The sequence below is a fragment of the Ruegeria sp. AL2 genome, from assembly GCF_056540845.1.
Map to the genome: position 1 here is coordinate 1 of NZ_JBQFXM010000039.1, position 14,341 is coordinate 14,341.

Annotated in this window: 13 protein-coding genes; 6 read left to right on the top strand and 7 right to left on the bottom strand. The window is 61.8% G+C overall.

Annotated elements, in window-relative coordinates:
• Positions 1 to 86: 86 nt before the first annotated feature.
• From ACR0ID_RS19735 to ACR0ID_RS19745, 3 genes are all read right to left on the bottom strand, one after another.
• Positions 87 to 1,196, bottom strand: coding sequence for an extracellular solute-binding protein (locus ACR0ID_RS19735; protein WP_480608167.1), 1,110 nt, complete (start codon positions 1,194 to 1,196; stop codon positions 87 to 89).
• Positions 1,197 to 1,275: 79 nt separating this feature from the next.
• A complete protein-coding gene (locus ACR0ID_RS19740; RefSeq protein WP_480608170.1) occupies positions 1,276 to 2,277 on the bottom strand; it encodes an ABC transporter ATP-binding protein in 1,002 nt (333 codons plus the stop codon).
• Positions 2,278 to 3,168: a beta-keto acid cleavage family enzyme gene (locus tag ACR0ID_RS19745; RefSeq protein ID WP_480608172.1), complete on the bottom strand. Its 891-nt coding sequence runs from the start codon at positions 3,166 to 3,168 to the stop codon at positions 2,278 to 2,280.
• A 135-nt stretch (positions 3,169 to 3,303) separates the two neighbouring features.
• Here ACR0ID_RS19745 and ACR0ID_RS19750 point away from each other — a divergent pair, with 135 nt between their 5' ends.
• Positions 3,304 to 4,389, top strand: a complete 1,086-nt coding sequence (locus ACR0ID_RS19750; RefSeq protein ID WP_480608175.1) for a GlxA family transcriptional regulator — start codon at positions 3,304 to 3,306, stop codon at positions 4,387 to 4,389.
• On the opposite strand, the gene ACR0ID_RS19755 is transcribed toward ACR0ID_RS19750, so the two are convergent.
• From ACR0ID_RS19755 to ACR0ID_RS19770, 4 genes are read right to left on the bottom strand one after another with little or no spacing between them, the layout of a single operon-like run.
• Positions 4,355 to 5,305 carry a 3-hydroxyacyl-CoA dehydrogenase NAD-binding domain-containing protein gene (locus ACR0ID_RS19755; RefSeq protein WP_480608178.1) on the bottom strand — a complete coding sequence of 317 codons (951 nt, stop codon included), beginning with the start codon at positions 5,303 to 5,305 and terminating at the stop codon, positions 4,355 to 4,357. The two genes, ACR0ID_RS19750 and ACR0ID_RS19755, sit on opposite strands and share 35 nt — an antisense overlap.
• A complete protein-coding gene (locus ACR0ID_RS19760) occupies positions 5,305 to 6,108 on the bottom strand; it encodes a carnitinyl-CoA dehydratase (protein WP_480608181.1) in 804 nt (267 codons plus the stop codon). Before ACR0ID_RS19760 ends, ACR0ID_RS19755 begins: the two co-directional genes overlap by 1 nt.
• Before the next feature lie 14 nt (positions 6,109 to 6,122).
• A complete protein-coding gene (locus tag ACR0ID_RS19765) occupies positions 6,123 to 7,157 on the bottom strand; it encodes an LLM class flavin-dependent oxidoreductase (protein ID WP_480608185.1) in 1,035 nt (344 codons plus the stop codon).
• 27 nt (positions 7,158 to 7,184) lie between these two features.
• Positions 7,185 to 8,666 (bottom strand): aldehyde dehydrogenase, encoded by a 1,482-nt coding sequence (locus tag ACR0ID_RS19770; RefSeq protein ID WP_480608188.1) that lies wholly within the window; start codon positions 8,664 to 8,666, stop codon positions 7,185 to 7,187.
• 57 nt (positions 8,667 to 8,723) lie between these two features.
• Here ACR0ID_RS19770 and ACR0ID_RS19775 point away from each other — a divergent pair, with 57 nt between their 5' ends.
• From ACR0ID_RS19775 to ACR0ID_RS19795, 5 genes are all read left to right on the top strand, one after another.
• Positions 8,724 to 9,215 (top strand): RidA family protein, encoded by a 492-nt coding sequence (locus ACR0ID_RS19775; RefSeq protein WP_480608191.1) that lies wholly within the window; start codon positions 8,724 to 8,726, stop codon positions 9,213 to 9,215.
• On the top strand, positions 9,215 to 10,021 hold the full coding sequence (locus ACR0ID_RS19780) for an alpha/beta fold hydrolase (protein WP_480608194.1): 807 nt from the start codon (positions 9,215 to 9,217) through the stop codon (positions 10,019 to 10,021). Before ACR0ID_RS19775 ends, ACR0ID_RS19780 begins: the two co-directional genes overlap by 1 nt.
• Positions 10,018 to 12,129 carry a CoA transferase gene (locus ACR0ID_RS19785; protein ID WP_480608197.1) on the top strand — a complete coding sequence of 704 codons (2,112 nt, stop codon included), beginning with the start codon at positions 10,018 to 10,020 and terminating at the stop codon, positions 12,127 to 12,129. Before ACR0ID_RS19780 ends, ACR0ID_RS19785 begins: the two co-directional genes overlap by 4 nt.
• Before the next feature lie 12 nt (positions 12,130 to 12,141).
• Positions 12,142 to 12,774 (top strand): amino acid synthesis family protein, encoded by a 633-nt coding sequence (locus ACR0ID_RS19790; RefSeq protein ID WP_480608200.1) that lies wholly within the window; start codon positions 12,142 to 12,144, stop codon positions 12,772 to 12,774.
• A gap of 737 nt (positions 12,775 to 13,511) precedes the next feature.
• Positions 13,512 to 14,192 (top strand): DUF6629 family protein, encoded by a 681-nt coding sequence (locus tag ACR0ID_RS19795; protein ID WP_480521568.1) that lies wholly within the window; start codon positions 13,512 to 13,514, stop codon positions 14,190 to 14,192.
• Positions 14,193 to 14,341 lie beyond the last annotated feature (149 nt).

The following is a 14,341-nucleotide window of genomic DNA, read 5'->3' on the forward strand; positions in this document are numbered from 1 at the left end:
CGACACGCTATGATCGCTGTCCCAAGGTCTTCCTCTCAGCCATCGCTCTGGCCGCAACCGTCATCTATTGGTTATGAATCCTGACCCTAGCTGATCGCCTCAAGGAAGGCGTTCACCGCGTCACCGCCATTTTCGCCCCACCAAGTCGGGTCGTTATAGACGATCTTGTCGATATTCATCGCCGAGGTGATGGCATAGGGCTGCTGATCCTCGGGGATTTCACCAAAGGCCGCCGGGTTCGAGGGCGTCATGCCAAGGCAGTCGAGCAGTTTGAGCTGCGCGGGAACCTCCTGCGCGGTGGCGATGAACTGCATCACCGCCTCGCGGCCCGCCGGGTTGCCCTTGGGCACGATATAGGCGCCGGGCATGGCCATGGCCTGGTTGTTGACCAGCTTGAAACGGCCATCGGTATCGTTCTCGATGTTGCGACCGCGGTTCTGCCAGATCATGGCCATGGTGACCTCGCCGTTGACCACCATCGAATGCACCTCGGAACCCGAGCCCCAATAGATGCTGTCATCCTTGATCGACCTGATCTTGTTCAGCGAGCGGTCCATGTCGAGCGGATAAAGCGCGTCGCCCGCCACGCCATCGGCCATCAGCGCCGCCTCGAGCGAGCCGTTGGCCCATTTGTACAGCGCCCGCGTGCCTGGGAAGTTGGCGGTGTCAAAGAAGTCCTTCCAATCCTTGGGCGGGTTGTCGCCATAGGCTTCGGTGTCATAGACGAAGGCATAGCCATACAGGATCACCGAGACCCCGTGTTCCAGCGCATAGCCCGGTAGGGTCTTGTCCTTGCTGACGATGGAATAGTCGATCGGCTCCAGATGCCCAGTCGGCCCCAGCGACACCGCGTTGAACAGGTCGGCATCGGCGACATCGGCGGTCACGTTGCCGCTGTCCACCATCTCCTTGATCTTGCCTTCGAGCGGGCCCGAGGTGTCGAATTTCACCCCCTTGCCGGTGGCTGCGGTAAAGGCCTCGCCAATGGCCGAGCCGTGGCATTCGACAGACTGGCCGCCCCAGTTCCACATCACCACATGGTCGGCCGCCGCCTGCGCATCGCCCGCCAGTACGGCGTTCATGGCTATACCCGAGGCACCGCAAAGCGCCAGAAAGGTGCGCCGGTCCATGCGCCCTTCCTTGTAGGCATGGGCGCTTTCGGTGAGCATTTCCTTCATGAATTGCTTGTCTTGCATTTCGTCCTCCGTGTCAGATGCCCGGGGCCTTGCCGGGCGGTTGTTGCGACGCCTTTTCCGGCGTTCTTCAGGTACTCTTTCAGCTTTCGTTCAGTTCCACCGCCGCCGCGTCCTGCCAGCTCAGCTCGACGGTCTCGCCCTCATGCAGGGGCTGCCGGTTGCGCCAGACGTCGATATCCACCTCGATCTGTTCGGCCTCGGTGGTTTCGACGATGATCCGCTGCATCGACCCGAAATAGGTGATGCTGGTGATGGTTCCGCTGCGCCGGGCCTGCGGGTGACCGCTGCCCAGGTGAATGTCGATCTTCTCGGGGCGCAGCGCATAGGCCCGGCCGTTCTGGTGAATGAAATTCGACTTGCCCAGAAAGCTGGCGGCAAAACGGGTTGCGGGCCGCTCGTACAGCTCTTGCGGAGAGCCCACCTGTTCGATGGCACCGTCGCGCATGATGACGATGCGGTCGGACATCGACAGCGCCTCTTCCTGGTCATGGGTGACATAGATGAAGGTCGTACCGACCCGGCGGTGAATGTCCTTGAGCTGCTCCTGCACCTCGACCCGCAATTTCTTGTCCAGCGCGCCCAGCGGCTCGTCCAGCAGCAGGACCGGCGGCGCGAAACACAGCGCCCGCGCCAGCGCCACTCGCTGTTGCTGACCGCCAGACAGCTGGCCGGGCTTGCGGTTGGCGAAATCCTGCAACTGAACCAGTTCCAGCATCTCGTCGACACGAGCCCGGATCTCGGCCTCGGGCCGTTTGCGCACGCTCAGCGCATAGCCGATATTGTCGCGCACGGTCATATGCGGGAACAGGGCATAACCCTGGAACACCATGCCAAAGTTGCGCTTCTCGGCGGGCACATCGGCGATCGAGCTTCCGTCCAGCGCGATATCGCCGCTGGTGATGTCCAGAAACCCCGCGATCATCATCAACAGCGTCGTCTTGCCCGAGCCCGAAGGGCCAAGCAGGGTGAGGAACTCGCCCTTGCGGATTTCCAGATCGACCGCGTTGACAGCCCGGAACGCGCCGAAATATTTCGACACGCCTTCGATCCGCAGGCTGCCGCCAGAGAACGCGTCGGCCATCTACCCCTCCGCCCCGCGCAGGTTCAGCTTGGCGCGGGCCTCATTCGGTGTCAGCAGACGCGCGCCCATGCGTTCGACGATCTCGCGCGCACGGGTCACCAGCTGGCCGTTGGTCGCCAGAACGCCGCGTTCGAGATAGATGTTGTCCTCCAACCCGACGCGGATATTGCCGCCCAGCGCCACGGCGGCGGCGGCCATTGGCATCTGGCCGCGACCAATTCCGAAACTGGCCCAGCTGGCCGCCGCAGGCAGCTGCGATTTCATCGCCACCATGGTTTCGACATCCTGATCCGCGCCCCAGGGGATACCCAGGCACAGCTGGAACATCGGCGGCGCGTCGATCAGCCCCTCGGCGATCATCGCCTTGGCAAAGCGGATATGGCCCAGATCAAACACTTCCAGCTCGGGCTTCACCCCCCATTCCTGCACCAGCGCGGCCATCCGGCGCAGCGTCGGCGGGGTCGAGATATAGATCATGTCGGTATCCGAGAAATTCAGCGTCCCGCAATCCAGCGAACAGATATCGGGGCGGCATTCCTCGATATGGGCCAGCCGCGCCTCGGGTCCGATCATGTCGGTGCCCGGTCCGGGCATGGCCGGATTGGCGGGGTCCGAGATCCAGTCTCCGCCCATGCCCGCGGTCAGGTTGATCACCACGTCGGTGCCGCTGTCGCGCACCCGGTCGACAATCTCCTTGAACAGTTTCGGATCGCGCGAGCCCTGGCCGGTTTCGGGGTCGCGGGCATGGAGATGGACAACCGCCGCCCCCGCTTTGGCGGCCTCGATCGCCGCCTCGGCAATCGCCTTGGGCGTGACCGGGACATGCGGGCTTTTGCCGGTTGTGTCCCCGGCGCCGGTAACGGCGCAGGTCAGCACGACATCGTGGTTCATGCGATTTTTTCCCTGTTGTTTTTCCCAGTGTGCTGGCCCGATCCCCCCAAAATCTGTCGATTATTCGCCGCATTTCAGGTGTCGATGTCGAAAAATATTGATAAGATGCAAGTAAATGTAGTGACAGGAAGCATAATGCAACTCGACTTGTTGCCCCCCCAGGACAGAGGCCAGGTCCATTCGGTTTTTGTGGTGGTGCCACGGTTCAACCTGACGACCCTGATCACGATGATCGAAACCATGCGGATCGGGAATTACCTGTCGTCCGAGCGGCTGTTCTCGTGGGAAGTCACATCGTTCGACGGGCTGAACCTGGGCGCCAGCAATGGCGTGCGGGTTCAGCTGGATATCGAGCCGGACCAGACCGCACCGGCCGATCAGGTCTTTGTGCTGGCCAGTTGGGGGGGCGAGCATTACCAGAACAAGGCGCTGGCCTCGTGGCTGCGCAAGCGCGCGCGCCAGGGCGAACGCATCTGCGCGGTCGAGCTGGGCTGCTATCTGGTCGCCCGTGCCGGCCTGATGGATGGCAAGGAAGCCACGACCCATTGGTCGTGGATCAACGGTTTCCAGGAGAAGTTCGACCAGATTTCCGTGGTCGAACAGCTGTTTACCGTCGACGGGCGCATCCTGACCTGTGCTGGCGGCATGGCGGGTGTCGACCTGATGCTGCGGCTGATCGAGCAGTCGCACGGGGCCAGTTTCTCGGGCGAGATTGCCGACCAGATGCTGCACAACCCGATCCGCAAGGGGTCCTCCTCGCAGCGCCGGACCATGGGACGCGGGACGGAATCGATCCTGCCTCTGGTGCGGCAGGCGATGACCCTAATCGAACGCAACATCGAAGAGCCGCTGACCGTGCCCCAGATCGCCGCCGCGCTGGACGTGTCACAGCGCCAGCTGGAGCGGCAGTTCAAGAAACATGTAGGCTGTACCGTGGTTCAGTTCGGCCTGCTACGCCGCTTGCAGAATGCGCGCGTCCTGCTTATCGCTACCGAACTCAGCGTGCGCGAAATCGCCACCGCCTCCGGCTTTAACACTCTGTCACATTTCTCGTATTCGTTCAGCAAGTTCTTTGGCCGTCGACCGTCGGATTATCGCGAGGCCTGGCCCTCGAACGAATCGGCCCCGACCTGGCCCGGCACCCTGTCGGATTTTCTACACGCGCTGAATTCGGGAGAGAGGCGCGCTAACGCGCCGCTCGTGCCGCGCGAAGGGCGTTGAGCACGGCGACGATCTCGCGGTCGCGCTGTGCCGCCATGTCGGCAAAATGCCGGTCGCCGGCGACGGCGTTGCAGCCATCGACCATGCGGTCGCGCAACTCCTGCGTCAGTTCCGGCGCCGTGAGCCGGGTCCATGGCAGTTTCAGCGCCGGGCCGAACTGGTCCAGATTGGTGGCCATGCCGCCAGCGCCGCAGGCGACGTGAAACGCCATGCATTGCCCCTGGCTGACCATGCGCGGCGCCGGGCCGTTCATTAGTGCGACGTCAATATCCTCGGGCGTGGCCTCGCCATTGGCAACCATGTGCAGCGCCTCGCGCCACAGCGCCTCTTGCAGGCGCGTTGCGACAAAGCCGGGGATCTCCTTCTTCATCATCAGCGGCTCCTTGCCCGCGACCCGATAGAATTCGCCTGCCCATTCTACCGCCGCGGGGTCGGTTTTCTCTCCGCCCACGATCTCGACCAATGGCAACAGATAAGGCGGGTTGAACGGATGCCCGATCACTGTGCGTCCGGGTGTTTTGCATTGGGCCTGGATGTCGGTCATCATCAGCCCCGAAGTCGAGGACCCGATCACCACATTCTCGGGCACGATGCGCCCCAGCCGGTGATAAAGCGCCTGTTTCGTCTCCAGATTCTCGGGCGCGCTTTCCTGGATGAACCCCGCACCCTCGACCGCCGCGTGGAGATCATGGACGACGCTCAGCCGGTCGAGCGAGGCACCGGGCGCCAGGCCCAGCGCGGTCAGGCTGATCCAGGCGGTATCGAGAATGGTGCGAAACGCGGCCTCCTCGGCCGGGTCGTGCAGATAGCTGGTGACGTCATAGCCGTGTGCCAGAAAATGCGCGGCCCAACCGCCGCCAATGGGGCCGCCACCGATGCTGGCGACACGGGTGATCGAGGTAGAATCTGGATACATCATTCGCCCTTGAACCTGGGTTCGCGTTTCTCGACAAAGGCGGCCACGCCTTCGGCTGCATCGTCGGATTTCAACATCTTGCGATAGGTCGGCATCGGGTCGGTGCGCATCTTGTGGAACGCCTGTTCCAGCGGCACGCATTCGATCTCGCGCTGAACCTCTTTCACCAATTGCATGGCCAGTGGCGCCGACCAAGCGATCGAGGCCGCCCATTCGCGCGCCACATCCATCAGCTGTTCCTTAAGCACCACCTTGTTGACCAGACCGTAGTGGGCGGCCTCAGTCGCGGACATACGGCGGCCCAGCAGGAACATCTCCATCGCGATGTTATGCGGTATGCGCCTAGGCAGACGTTGCAGCGCGCCCGCATCCGGCACGATCCCCAGCGGCATTTCCGGTAGGCCGAATTCCACATGATCAGCGGCGATCAGCAGGTCGCAGGCCATCGCCATTTCGAAACCGCCACCGATAGCCAGACCGTTGATCGCGGCAATGACCGGCTTGTTCAGCGACCAGTTTTCGGTCAGGCCGGTAAAGCCACCGAACCCGTAGTCGTCGCTCTCCCACCAGTTATCAAGCTGCATCTCGCCCGCGTTGAGCGCCTTCAGATCCCAGCCCGCGCTGAAGATCTTGTCGCCGCCACCGGTCAGGATCGCGCAGCGCAATTCCTTGTCCTCGTGCAGTTCCTGAAACGCCGTCGCCAGTGCCTGGCTGGTCGGCACGTCGATGGCGTTGACCTTGCCACGAAACAGCGTGACTTCGAGGACATGGCCATCGCGGCGGGTGCTGACTCCTTCGCTCATCGGGGTCTCCTCCATCACCGGAATTCCGGCATGACTTCATTGCTGAACATCCTCAGCGAGCGTTTCTGCGCATCATGATCCAGCCCCATCGAGGCGTAATAGATGAACTCGTTCACGCCCAGGTCCTCGTACCGTTTCAGCTTGGCAATCGCGGTTTCGGGCGAGCCGAACATTAGGTTCTCTTCCAGCATCTCGGGGTCGTATTGCTCGCGGCCCGCAATCTGGTCCAGCGGCAGCGCGGCGGGGAAGCCATTGAACACGTCACCGGCATTGCGGAACAGGTTCTCGAATTGCGACAGCAGTCGCCGGATCGCGTCCAGCGCCTGTTGGCGGTCGGCGGCATTGTCATAGATGCAGGCATGGCGCATCAACGCGAAACGGGGCGACCAGCCGTTGTCGGCCTTGGCAATGGCCTCGTCCAACTGCTGCTTGTAGAGTTCCGCCTCGGCAAAGGGCCGGGTCAAGGGCCAGCAGTTGATATGGCAACGGTTGCGCACCGCGTAGTCATAGGTGATAGGCGAACGTGCGGCGACCCAGACCGGCATGTCGGCCTGCACCGGCTTGGGTACCGAGGTCGAGGTCGGGAACTGCCAATACTCGCCGTCATGGGCATAATCGCCCTTCCACAATTCACGCACCACCGGCAGCATTTCCTGCATATAGCGCCAGGCATCGGATTGTTTCAGCCCCGGTTTCATCCGGTCGAACTCGCGCTGATAAGCGCCCGAACCGATGCCGAATTCCAGCCGCCCGCCGCTGATCAGGTCGAGGAACGCAGCCTCGCCAGCTAGGTTGATGGGGTGCCAATAGGCCGCGGTCGCCACAGCCGTGCCCAGCCTGATATTGCTGGTCTCTCCGGCCCACCAGGTCAGGATCTGGAAGGGGTTCGGCGCGATCGTCATCTCGATGGCGTGATGTTCGGCGGCCCAGACGATGTCGAAACCGCCCTCTTCGGCCATTTGCACCATTTCAAGCGTGTGGCGCGCGACATCGTTCATGTCGAGACTGTCGTCGATCCGTTCCAGGTTGATGGCAAGTTGGAATTTCATTGTCCGTGTTCCTTTCCGGGCTCTCGCTCAGCGCATGACAAAGGGGTTGGCCATGGGTTCGTCAGATGTGTTCATCCAAACCGTCTTGGGCCGGGTGTAATCGTAGATCGCCTGGAACCCGCTTTCGCGGCCATAGCCGGACCCCTTGATGCCGCCAAATTCGGCGATGGGAGAGACCACGCGATAGGTGTTGACCCAGACGATCCCGGCGCGCACGGCGCCCGCCATCCTGAGAGAGCGGGCGCTGTCTCGGGTGAAAATCCCCGCCGCCAGCCCGTGTTCGGAATCATTGGCCAGCGCCAGAACCTCTTCTTCGGTACGGAAACGCTGAACGCTCAGAACCGGGCCGAACAGTTCGGTATCGACGATGCGCAGGTCCTGACGCGGGCAGTCGATGATCGTAGGTTCGTAGAACAGGCCGCCCAGCCCCTCGGGCTGTTTGCCGCCGGTCAGCACGGTGCCGCCTTCGGATTGCGCATGGGCGACCTCGCGCTGGATATGCGCAAGCTGCCCGGTGGTGCAGAGCGGCCCCATCTGGGTCTCTTCTGCCAGCGGATCTCCGATCACGATGGCGCGTGCCTGTGCCACCATCCGGTCGAGGAACTCATCGGCGATATCCTCGTGAAGGTAGAGCCGGGACCCGGCGACACAGCTTTGCCCCGTGGCGCCAAAGATGCCCGCAATCGAGGCGTTGACCGCGCTTTCGATGTTGGCGTCCTCAAAGACGATAAAGGGCGACTTGCCCCCCAGTTCCAGCGAGACCTCGGCAAAGTTGCGCTTGGCGTTTTCCAGCACGTGGCGCGCGGCATTCGGCCCACCGGTGAACGAGACCCGTGCCACCAGCGGATGCCCGGTTAGCGCCCGCCCACAGGGTTCGCCATGGCCGGTGACGATGTTCACGACCCCGGGCGGGAAACCGGCCTCTTCGATCAGCTTGCCGAATTCCAGCATCGCGGCACTGGCATGTTCCGAGGCTTTCAGGACAACCGTATTGCCTGCCGCCAGGGCCGGGCCGATCTTGACCGCGACAAGGAAGAGCTGGCTGTTCCAAGGTACCACTGCGGCCACCACGCCCAGCGGTTCGCGCTTGGTAAAGACGAACATGTCCGGCTTGTCGATCGGCAGCGTTTCACCGCTGACCTTGTCGGCGCAGCCTGCGAAAAAGTGAAAGAACTCGGCAATGTACTTCGCCTGCCAGCGGGTTTCCTTGAGCATCTTGCCGGTATCCACCGACTCGATCCGGCCGAGTTCCTCGGACCGGTCCGCCAGCAAATCGCCCAACCGCCGTAGATGCTTGCCCCGCTCGGTCGGTGTCATTCTGGCCCATGGCCCCGAGGTAAAGGCGCGATGCGCTGCCTCGACCGCCCGGTTCACATCCGCCTCGGTGGCCTTGGGGATCCGGCACCACACCTTGCCGTCGGCGGGGTTGGTGCTGTCGAACAACGCCCCGTCCGAGGCATCGACCCAAGCGCCGTCGATCAGCATCCGATAGCTCTGGATATCGGCCATCTTGGTCCTCCCTTTTTGTCTCTCGTCTCATACAAAGCGGCGAATCGGCGATGAGTTGTGCGAAAAATCGGCATCCATGTGTCGAAAATTCTTAAGCTGAGGATTGGGGATCAGGGCAGGCTGGCCGCAAAAGGAGATGCGAACGTGACCAGCAGCAAGAAACAGGTGATCGGCGGACCCCTCGAAATCGGTGACAGGGTGCTGTCGCTGTCCCGCGCCATCCGGGCCGGTGATTTTGTCTTTCTGACCGGCCAGATCCCGATGCAGGACGGTGTGCCGATGACCACCGGGTCAGTCGAGGAGCAGACCCGCGCCGTGCTTGACGACATTACCGCCACCCTCGCTCTGGCCGATTGCACCCGCGACGATGTGGTCAAGGCGATGGTCTGGCTGCGCGACCGCAGCGACTTCCCCGGCTTCAACACGGTCTACGGTAAGTATTTCCCGCACGACCCGCCGACCCGCTCGGCCGTGGTCAGCGATCTGCTGGTGGATGCCCGAGTCGAAGTCGAGGTGATTGCCTACAAGCCGTTGGGGGGAGAGGGCTGATGTCGGTAGCACCTGACGGCACCGCCTATCAGATTACCGGCCCGGCAGATGCGCCCTGCGTGGTGCTGATCCATGGCCTGGGGCTGAACCGGGCCTGCTGGCAATGGACCAGCCCGGCGCTGGCCGATGGCTATCGCGTGCTCAGCTATGACCTTTACGGCCATGGCGACTCGGTTGATCCACCCGAGGCACCCAGCCTGTCGCTTTTTTCGCGCCAGTTTAAGGGCCTGCTCGATCATTGCGGTATCGCGGATGCGGTCATCGCCGGGTTTTCGCTAGGGGGTATGATCGCGCGCCGGTTTGCGCAGGACTGCCCCGACCGCGCGCGCGCGCTGGTCATCCTGCATTCGCCGCATAAACGCAGCGCCGAGGCGCAGGCCGCAATCCTGGCACGGGTCGAGCAGGCCCGCGACGAGGGTCCGCACTCAACGGTCGAGGCGGCGCTGGAGCGCTGGTTCACCGAAGGTTTCCGCGCGGCCAACCCGGCGATGATGGAGACCGTGCGCGGCTGGGTCACGGCAAACCGCAAAGAGGTCTATCACCGAATCTACCGGGTTCTGGCCGAGGGTATCAACGAGATCACCGCCCCTGTCCCGCCGCTCACTTGCCCGGCGCTGGTGATCACCGGGGACGAGGATTATGGCAACGGCCCCGAGATGACCCGCGCCATCGCTGCCGAGATCAAGGGCGCGCAGGCGCTGATCCTGTCGGGACTGCGCCACATGGCACTGGCCGAGGACCCGGCCTCCGTCAACACCCCGCTGCGCCGGTTTCTGGATAGCCTGCCAAAGGAGACGACCGGATGAGCAGCACCCTCCTCAAGGGGATACGCGTGCTGGACCTCAGCCGTATGTTGTCCGGCCCCTATTGCAGCATGTTCCTGGCCGATCACGGCGCCGAGGTCATCAAAATCGAGGGCGGCAGCGGCGACACCAGCCGCAACAACGGCCCCTATCGCGCCGACGATCCGGGCCATGACTGGGCGGGCTATTTCGTCAGCCTGAACCGGGGCAAGAAAAGCATCCGCCTCAACCTGAAATCGCCCGAGGGCAAGGCTGCCTTTCGCAGGCTGGCGGCAACGGCGGATGTGGTGCTGGAGAATTTCCGGCCCGGTGTGATGGACCGACTCGAGCTGTCCTATGAATCGCTCGCCGAGGCCAATCCCCGGCTGGTCTACGCCGCCATTCGCGGCTTTGGCGACCCGCGCACCGGGGCCAGCCCCTATGCCGACTGGCCCTCCTATGACGTGGTGGCGCAGGCGATGGGCGGGCTGATGGCGATGACCGGCCCCGATGCCGACACGCCCACCAAGGTCGGCCCCGGCATCGGCGACATCTTTGCCGGCATTATGATGTCCTTTGGCATTCTCGCCGCCCTGCGCGAGGCCGAGGCGACCGGCAAGGGGCGGTTCGTCGACGTCGCCATGTATGACGCGATGATCTCGATGTGCGAGCGGATGGTCTATCTGCATGACATGACCGGACAGGTAGCTGGCCCCGAGGGCAACGGTCACCCGCTGCTGGCGCCCTTTGGCCTGTTTCCCGCCGCCGATGGTCAGGTGGCACTGGGCATTGTCGATGACAGTTTCTGGCAAAAGCTGACCGCGATCATGAACCGGCCCGACCTGGGCAGCGATGCGCGGTTTTCCACCCGTGCGGGGAGGTCCGCCCATGCGGGCGAGATCAACGCGATCCTCTCGGGCTGGACCGCCACCCGCAACAAGGCGGACCTGACCGGCTTGCTGGGTGGTCAGGTTCCCTTTGGCCCGCTCAACACGGTGGCCGATATCACCGCCGATCCGCATGTCGTGGCGCGGCAGATGCTGGCACATGTTCCCCATCCCGAACCCGGCCATGCCCCCTGGACCGTGGCCGCCAATCCGTTGCGCTTTGCCGGGCAGGCGGCGCCTCCCCTACCTGCTCCGCCACGGCTGGGCGAGCATGACGCGCTCCTCGACACGCTGGCAGAAAGCGCGCCGCTCGACGACGAGGCCCGGCGCGACCTGCGCCGCGCCTTCGGGCAGTTCGCCACCGGGGTGACGGTACTCACCACCCGGCAAGAGGATGGTACGCCACGCGGTTTTACCGCCAATTCGTTCACCTCGGTCTCGCTCGACCCGCCGCTGCTGCTGGTCTGTCTCGCCAAGACTGCACATAGCTGCGATGTCTTTGTCCAGGCGCCGCATTTCGCGGTCAACATCCTGTCGGATGCGCAGAAAGAGATCTCGGGCCTGTTCGCCTCGCGCTCGACCGAGAAATTCGCCGGCACCCATTGGCATCCAGGCCCGCATGAGCTGCCGCTGATTAACGGGGCGCTTGCGACATTTGCCTGCGCCCGTCACAAGCTGGTCGATGCAGGCGATCACTTGATCCTGATTGGGCGCGTGCTAAACCACGACGTGACCGAGAGCAAACCGCTTGGTTTCCACAACGGCGCCTATTTCGACCTTGGGCTGGAAAACCGGCTGGCCGACGCGGCGACCAAGGACGCAAACGGGGTCATCGCCGCTGTCCTGGCCGAAGGTGAGCGGATCCTGCTGGAGGAGAGGCCGGAAGGCACGCTGACGGTTCCCAAGGCGCCGACAGGCGACAACACGGTCGCGGGCTTTGTGCGGCACATGGACAGTCGCGGCCTGACCGCCCGGCTCGACCACCTTTATGCCGTGTTCCAGAACAGCCAGACTGGCGCGCATTCGATCGTCTACCACGGCACGGTCAGCGGCGCCGCGCCCGAGGGTATGCGCTATCACGACCTTGCCGCGCTGCCGCTGGATCAGGTCGCCAACGATACCGAACGCTCGATGCTGGCGCGCTATCAACGCGAATACCGCCATGGCAGTTTCGGGATTTACCACGGCACCGAACGCAGCGGCATCGTCCATTCGATTGCCGATCACACCGAATACACCGTTTGACAGGAGAACCCAATGCTTCCGGAACTGAGAAAAGTCGTCACCTTCGACGAAGATATTCACACCGAGGGCGGACGCGCCGCCGACCCGGTCCTGCGTATGATCGGGGTCGCGGCGGTGGTGGCCAACCCCTGGGCGGGGCGCGGCTTTGTCGAGGATCTCTCGCCCGAGATCCGCCGCATGGCGCCGGTTCTGGGCAAGTTTCTGACCGATCGCCTGATCGCGCTGGCCGGATCGGGTGACGCGATCGAGGCCTATGGCAAGGCCTGTATCTCGGGCACCAATTGCGAGGTCGAACACGCCTCGGCGCTGATCCACACGCTGCAATTCGGCAATTTCTATCGCGAGGCTGTGGGCGCGAAAAGCTATCTGGGCTTTACCAACACGCGCGGCCCCGCCAACACGCAGATCCAGATCCCGCTGATGGACAAGCACGATACAGGGCGCCGCTCGCATTACCTGACAGTGCAGTTTTCGATCTATGACGCGCCCGCCTGTGACGAACTGGTGGTCGCGCTCGGGGCAGCAACGCGCGGGCGACCGCATCATCGCATCGGCGACCGGTATTCCGATTTGGCTGCCTTGGGTCGGGGCGTACAAGACCCTGCCGGGATCGGGACCAGAGAAAAGCACGCGGAACCGAAATGAGTTTCGCGTTGCTTCCATTTTTGGAAGGACTCGCGCTTCGGTTGTTCCGTCCTTCATGAACCAGATGGAAAGGCCCTGTTTGGCAGCGATGTCACCCCCTGTCTTCATATACTGCGGGCGCAAAGCGGATACGGTCGCATTGAAGCTCCAGCATAGAGGCGTTGAACAAAGGTGGTTCCGGAAATCTGAACAGCTGGATAAGTGGATTTCCCGCGCGACGGCGGCATGATGCTGCAAGCGAGGAGAAGACCCAATGGCAAATCTACCCTTATCTGCAGAGAAAGCTGCCCATCACACCTCGCGCAGATCGCCTCTACATGGGAGCAGGAACATCCCGGACGAGGCTGTACACTCGGTTCCTGGTTTTCTGTTTTGGCGTTGATGTGACGTTGATGTAAACGCGGAAAGTCCGACGATACGGGAATACCGTCGATTTATATATTTGATAATTCGAGATAAATTGGTTGCGGGAGCAGGATTTGGCCTATACCGAACGTTAACGGAATTATTAATCTAAAAAGCCATCTCTACGCATTCCCTGTCTGTTTGAAATAATGGTCGCTTTGGACGGAAAAAGTGACAATCAAGAAACCCGTTTCCAGGTCCGCATTGAACCGAGGTGATACTTGCGACGAAGATGTCTGACGTCAGCGCCAATGGGACAGTTTAGGGTGATTTGTCGAGCCAATTTGCTGCTACGAGACGTGCAAGACAAAGCGTGCTAAAGTTGTAAGAGTATGTGTTTTTCTGCAAATGCCAGTTTTGCTGTAGGCGGCGTCTTGATCGCAAGTAGCGCGATCACAATTCCGCTTGCTTGGCGGGTCGGTGTACGTATCTTACCGCTAGCGACTTATCCACTTTTCTTTGGAATGCAGCAGGTTGCGGAAGGTTTTGTGTGGCTAGGAATTGAAAAGCACCAAGGTTATGAAAGTGTCTCAGCGGCGATGGTTTTTCTGTTCTTTGCGTACTGGTTTTGGCCAACTTGGGTGCCATTTTCAGCTGCTGCTTGCGAGCCGTACCGTTTTCGGCAACGCCTCTTCATCGCCTTTACAGTTTTGGGCATTGCTGGAGGGTCGCTCTTGTACCTGCCTATCATGTTGAATCCAAGCATTCTGCAGATTGACCTCATTCACAATTCGATCCGTTATTTGAATCCGGAGATGTTCACTAATGAAACGAGCAAAATGGTGGCGCGGGTGATATATGCCGTGATCATCTGTGTCCCGCTGCTGTTGTCTTCTCACCCTAAAATCAGAGTTTTTGGACTTCTTATCCTGATCTCAGTCTTGGTCGGCTTTTTCTTCGCGTCCCACGCTTTTACATCGATTTGGTGTTTTTTCGCGGCCGGTCTTTCCGCTTACATGATTGTTGTACTGCGGTCACTGGAAAAGAAAACTGGAACCGCTCCAGCCCTCTAATTCTCTTCTTACCGCATCGGCTGCAGGCTCCGATTGATGTCTTATGGAGCGACTGTTCTGGGCTCCGAGCAGACCAACGCACCGCAGCTAGGCTTGAAGAAACAGATGTTCGCGAAGCGGACACTCGTCCTCTTAAGGTAAAATCCGCG

Coding starts and splice junctions, on each gene's coding strand:
- ACR0ID_RS19790 (WP_480608200.1), top strand. CDS start 12,142: ATGCTTCCGGAACTGAGAAAAGTCGTCACCTTCGACGAAGATATTCAC.
- ACR0ID_RS19745 (WP_480608172.1), bottom strand. CDS start 3,168: ATGAACCACGATGTCGTGCTGACCTGCGCCGTTACCGGCGCCGGGGAC.
- ACR0ID_RS19750 (WP_480608175.1), top strand. CDS start 3,304: ATGCAACTCGACTTGTTGCCCCCCCAGGACAGAGGCCAGGTCCATTCG.
- ACR0ID_RS19765 (WP_480608185.1), bottom strand. CDS start 7,157: ATGAAATTCCAACTTGCCATCAACCTGGAACGGATCGACGACAGTCTC.
- ACR0ID_RS19780 (WP_480608194.1), top strand. CDS start 9,215: ATGTCGGTAGCACCTGACGGCACCGCCTATCAGATTACCGGCCCGGCA.
- ACR0ID_RS19755 (WP_480608178.1), bottom strand. CDS start 5,305: ATGTATCCAGATTCTACCTCGATCACCCGTGTCGCCAGCATCGGTGGC.
- ACR0ID_RS19785 (WP_480608197.1), top strand. CDS start 10,018: ATGAGCAGCACCCTCCTCAAGGGGATACGCGTGCTGGACCTCAGCCGT.
- ACR0ID_RS19760 (WP_480608181.1), bottom strand. CDS start 6,108: ATGAGCGAAGGAGTCAGCACCCGCCGCGATGGCCATGTCCTCGAAGTC.
- ACR0ID_RS19770 (WP_480608188.1), bottom strand. CDS start 8,666: ATGGCCGATATCCAGAGCTATCGGATGCTGATCGACGGCGCTTGGGTC.
- ACR0ID_RS19735 (WP_480608167.1), bottom strand. CDS start 1,196: ATGCAAGACAAGCAATTCATGAAGGAAATGCTCACCGAAAGCGCCCAT.
- ACR0ID_RS19795 (WP_480521568.1), top strand. CDS start 13,512: ATGTGTTTTTCTGCAAATGCCAGTTTTGCTGTAGGCGGCGTCTTGATC.
- ACR0ID_RS19740 (WP_480608170.1), bottom strand. CDS start 2,277: ATGGCCGACGCGTTCTCTGGCGGCAGCCTGCGGATCGAAGGCGTGTCG.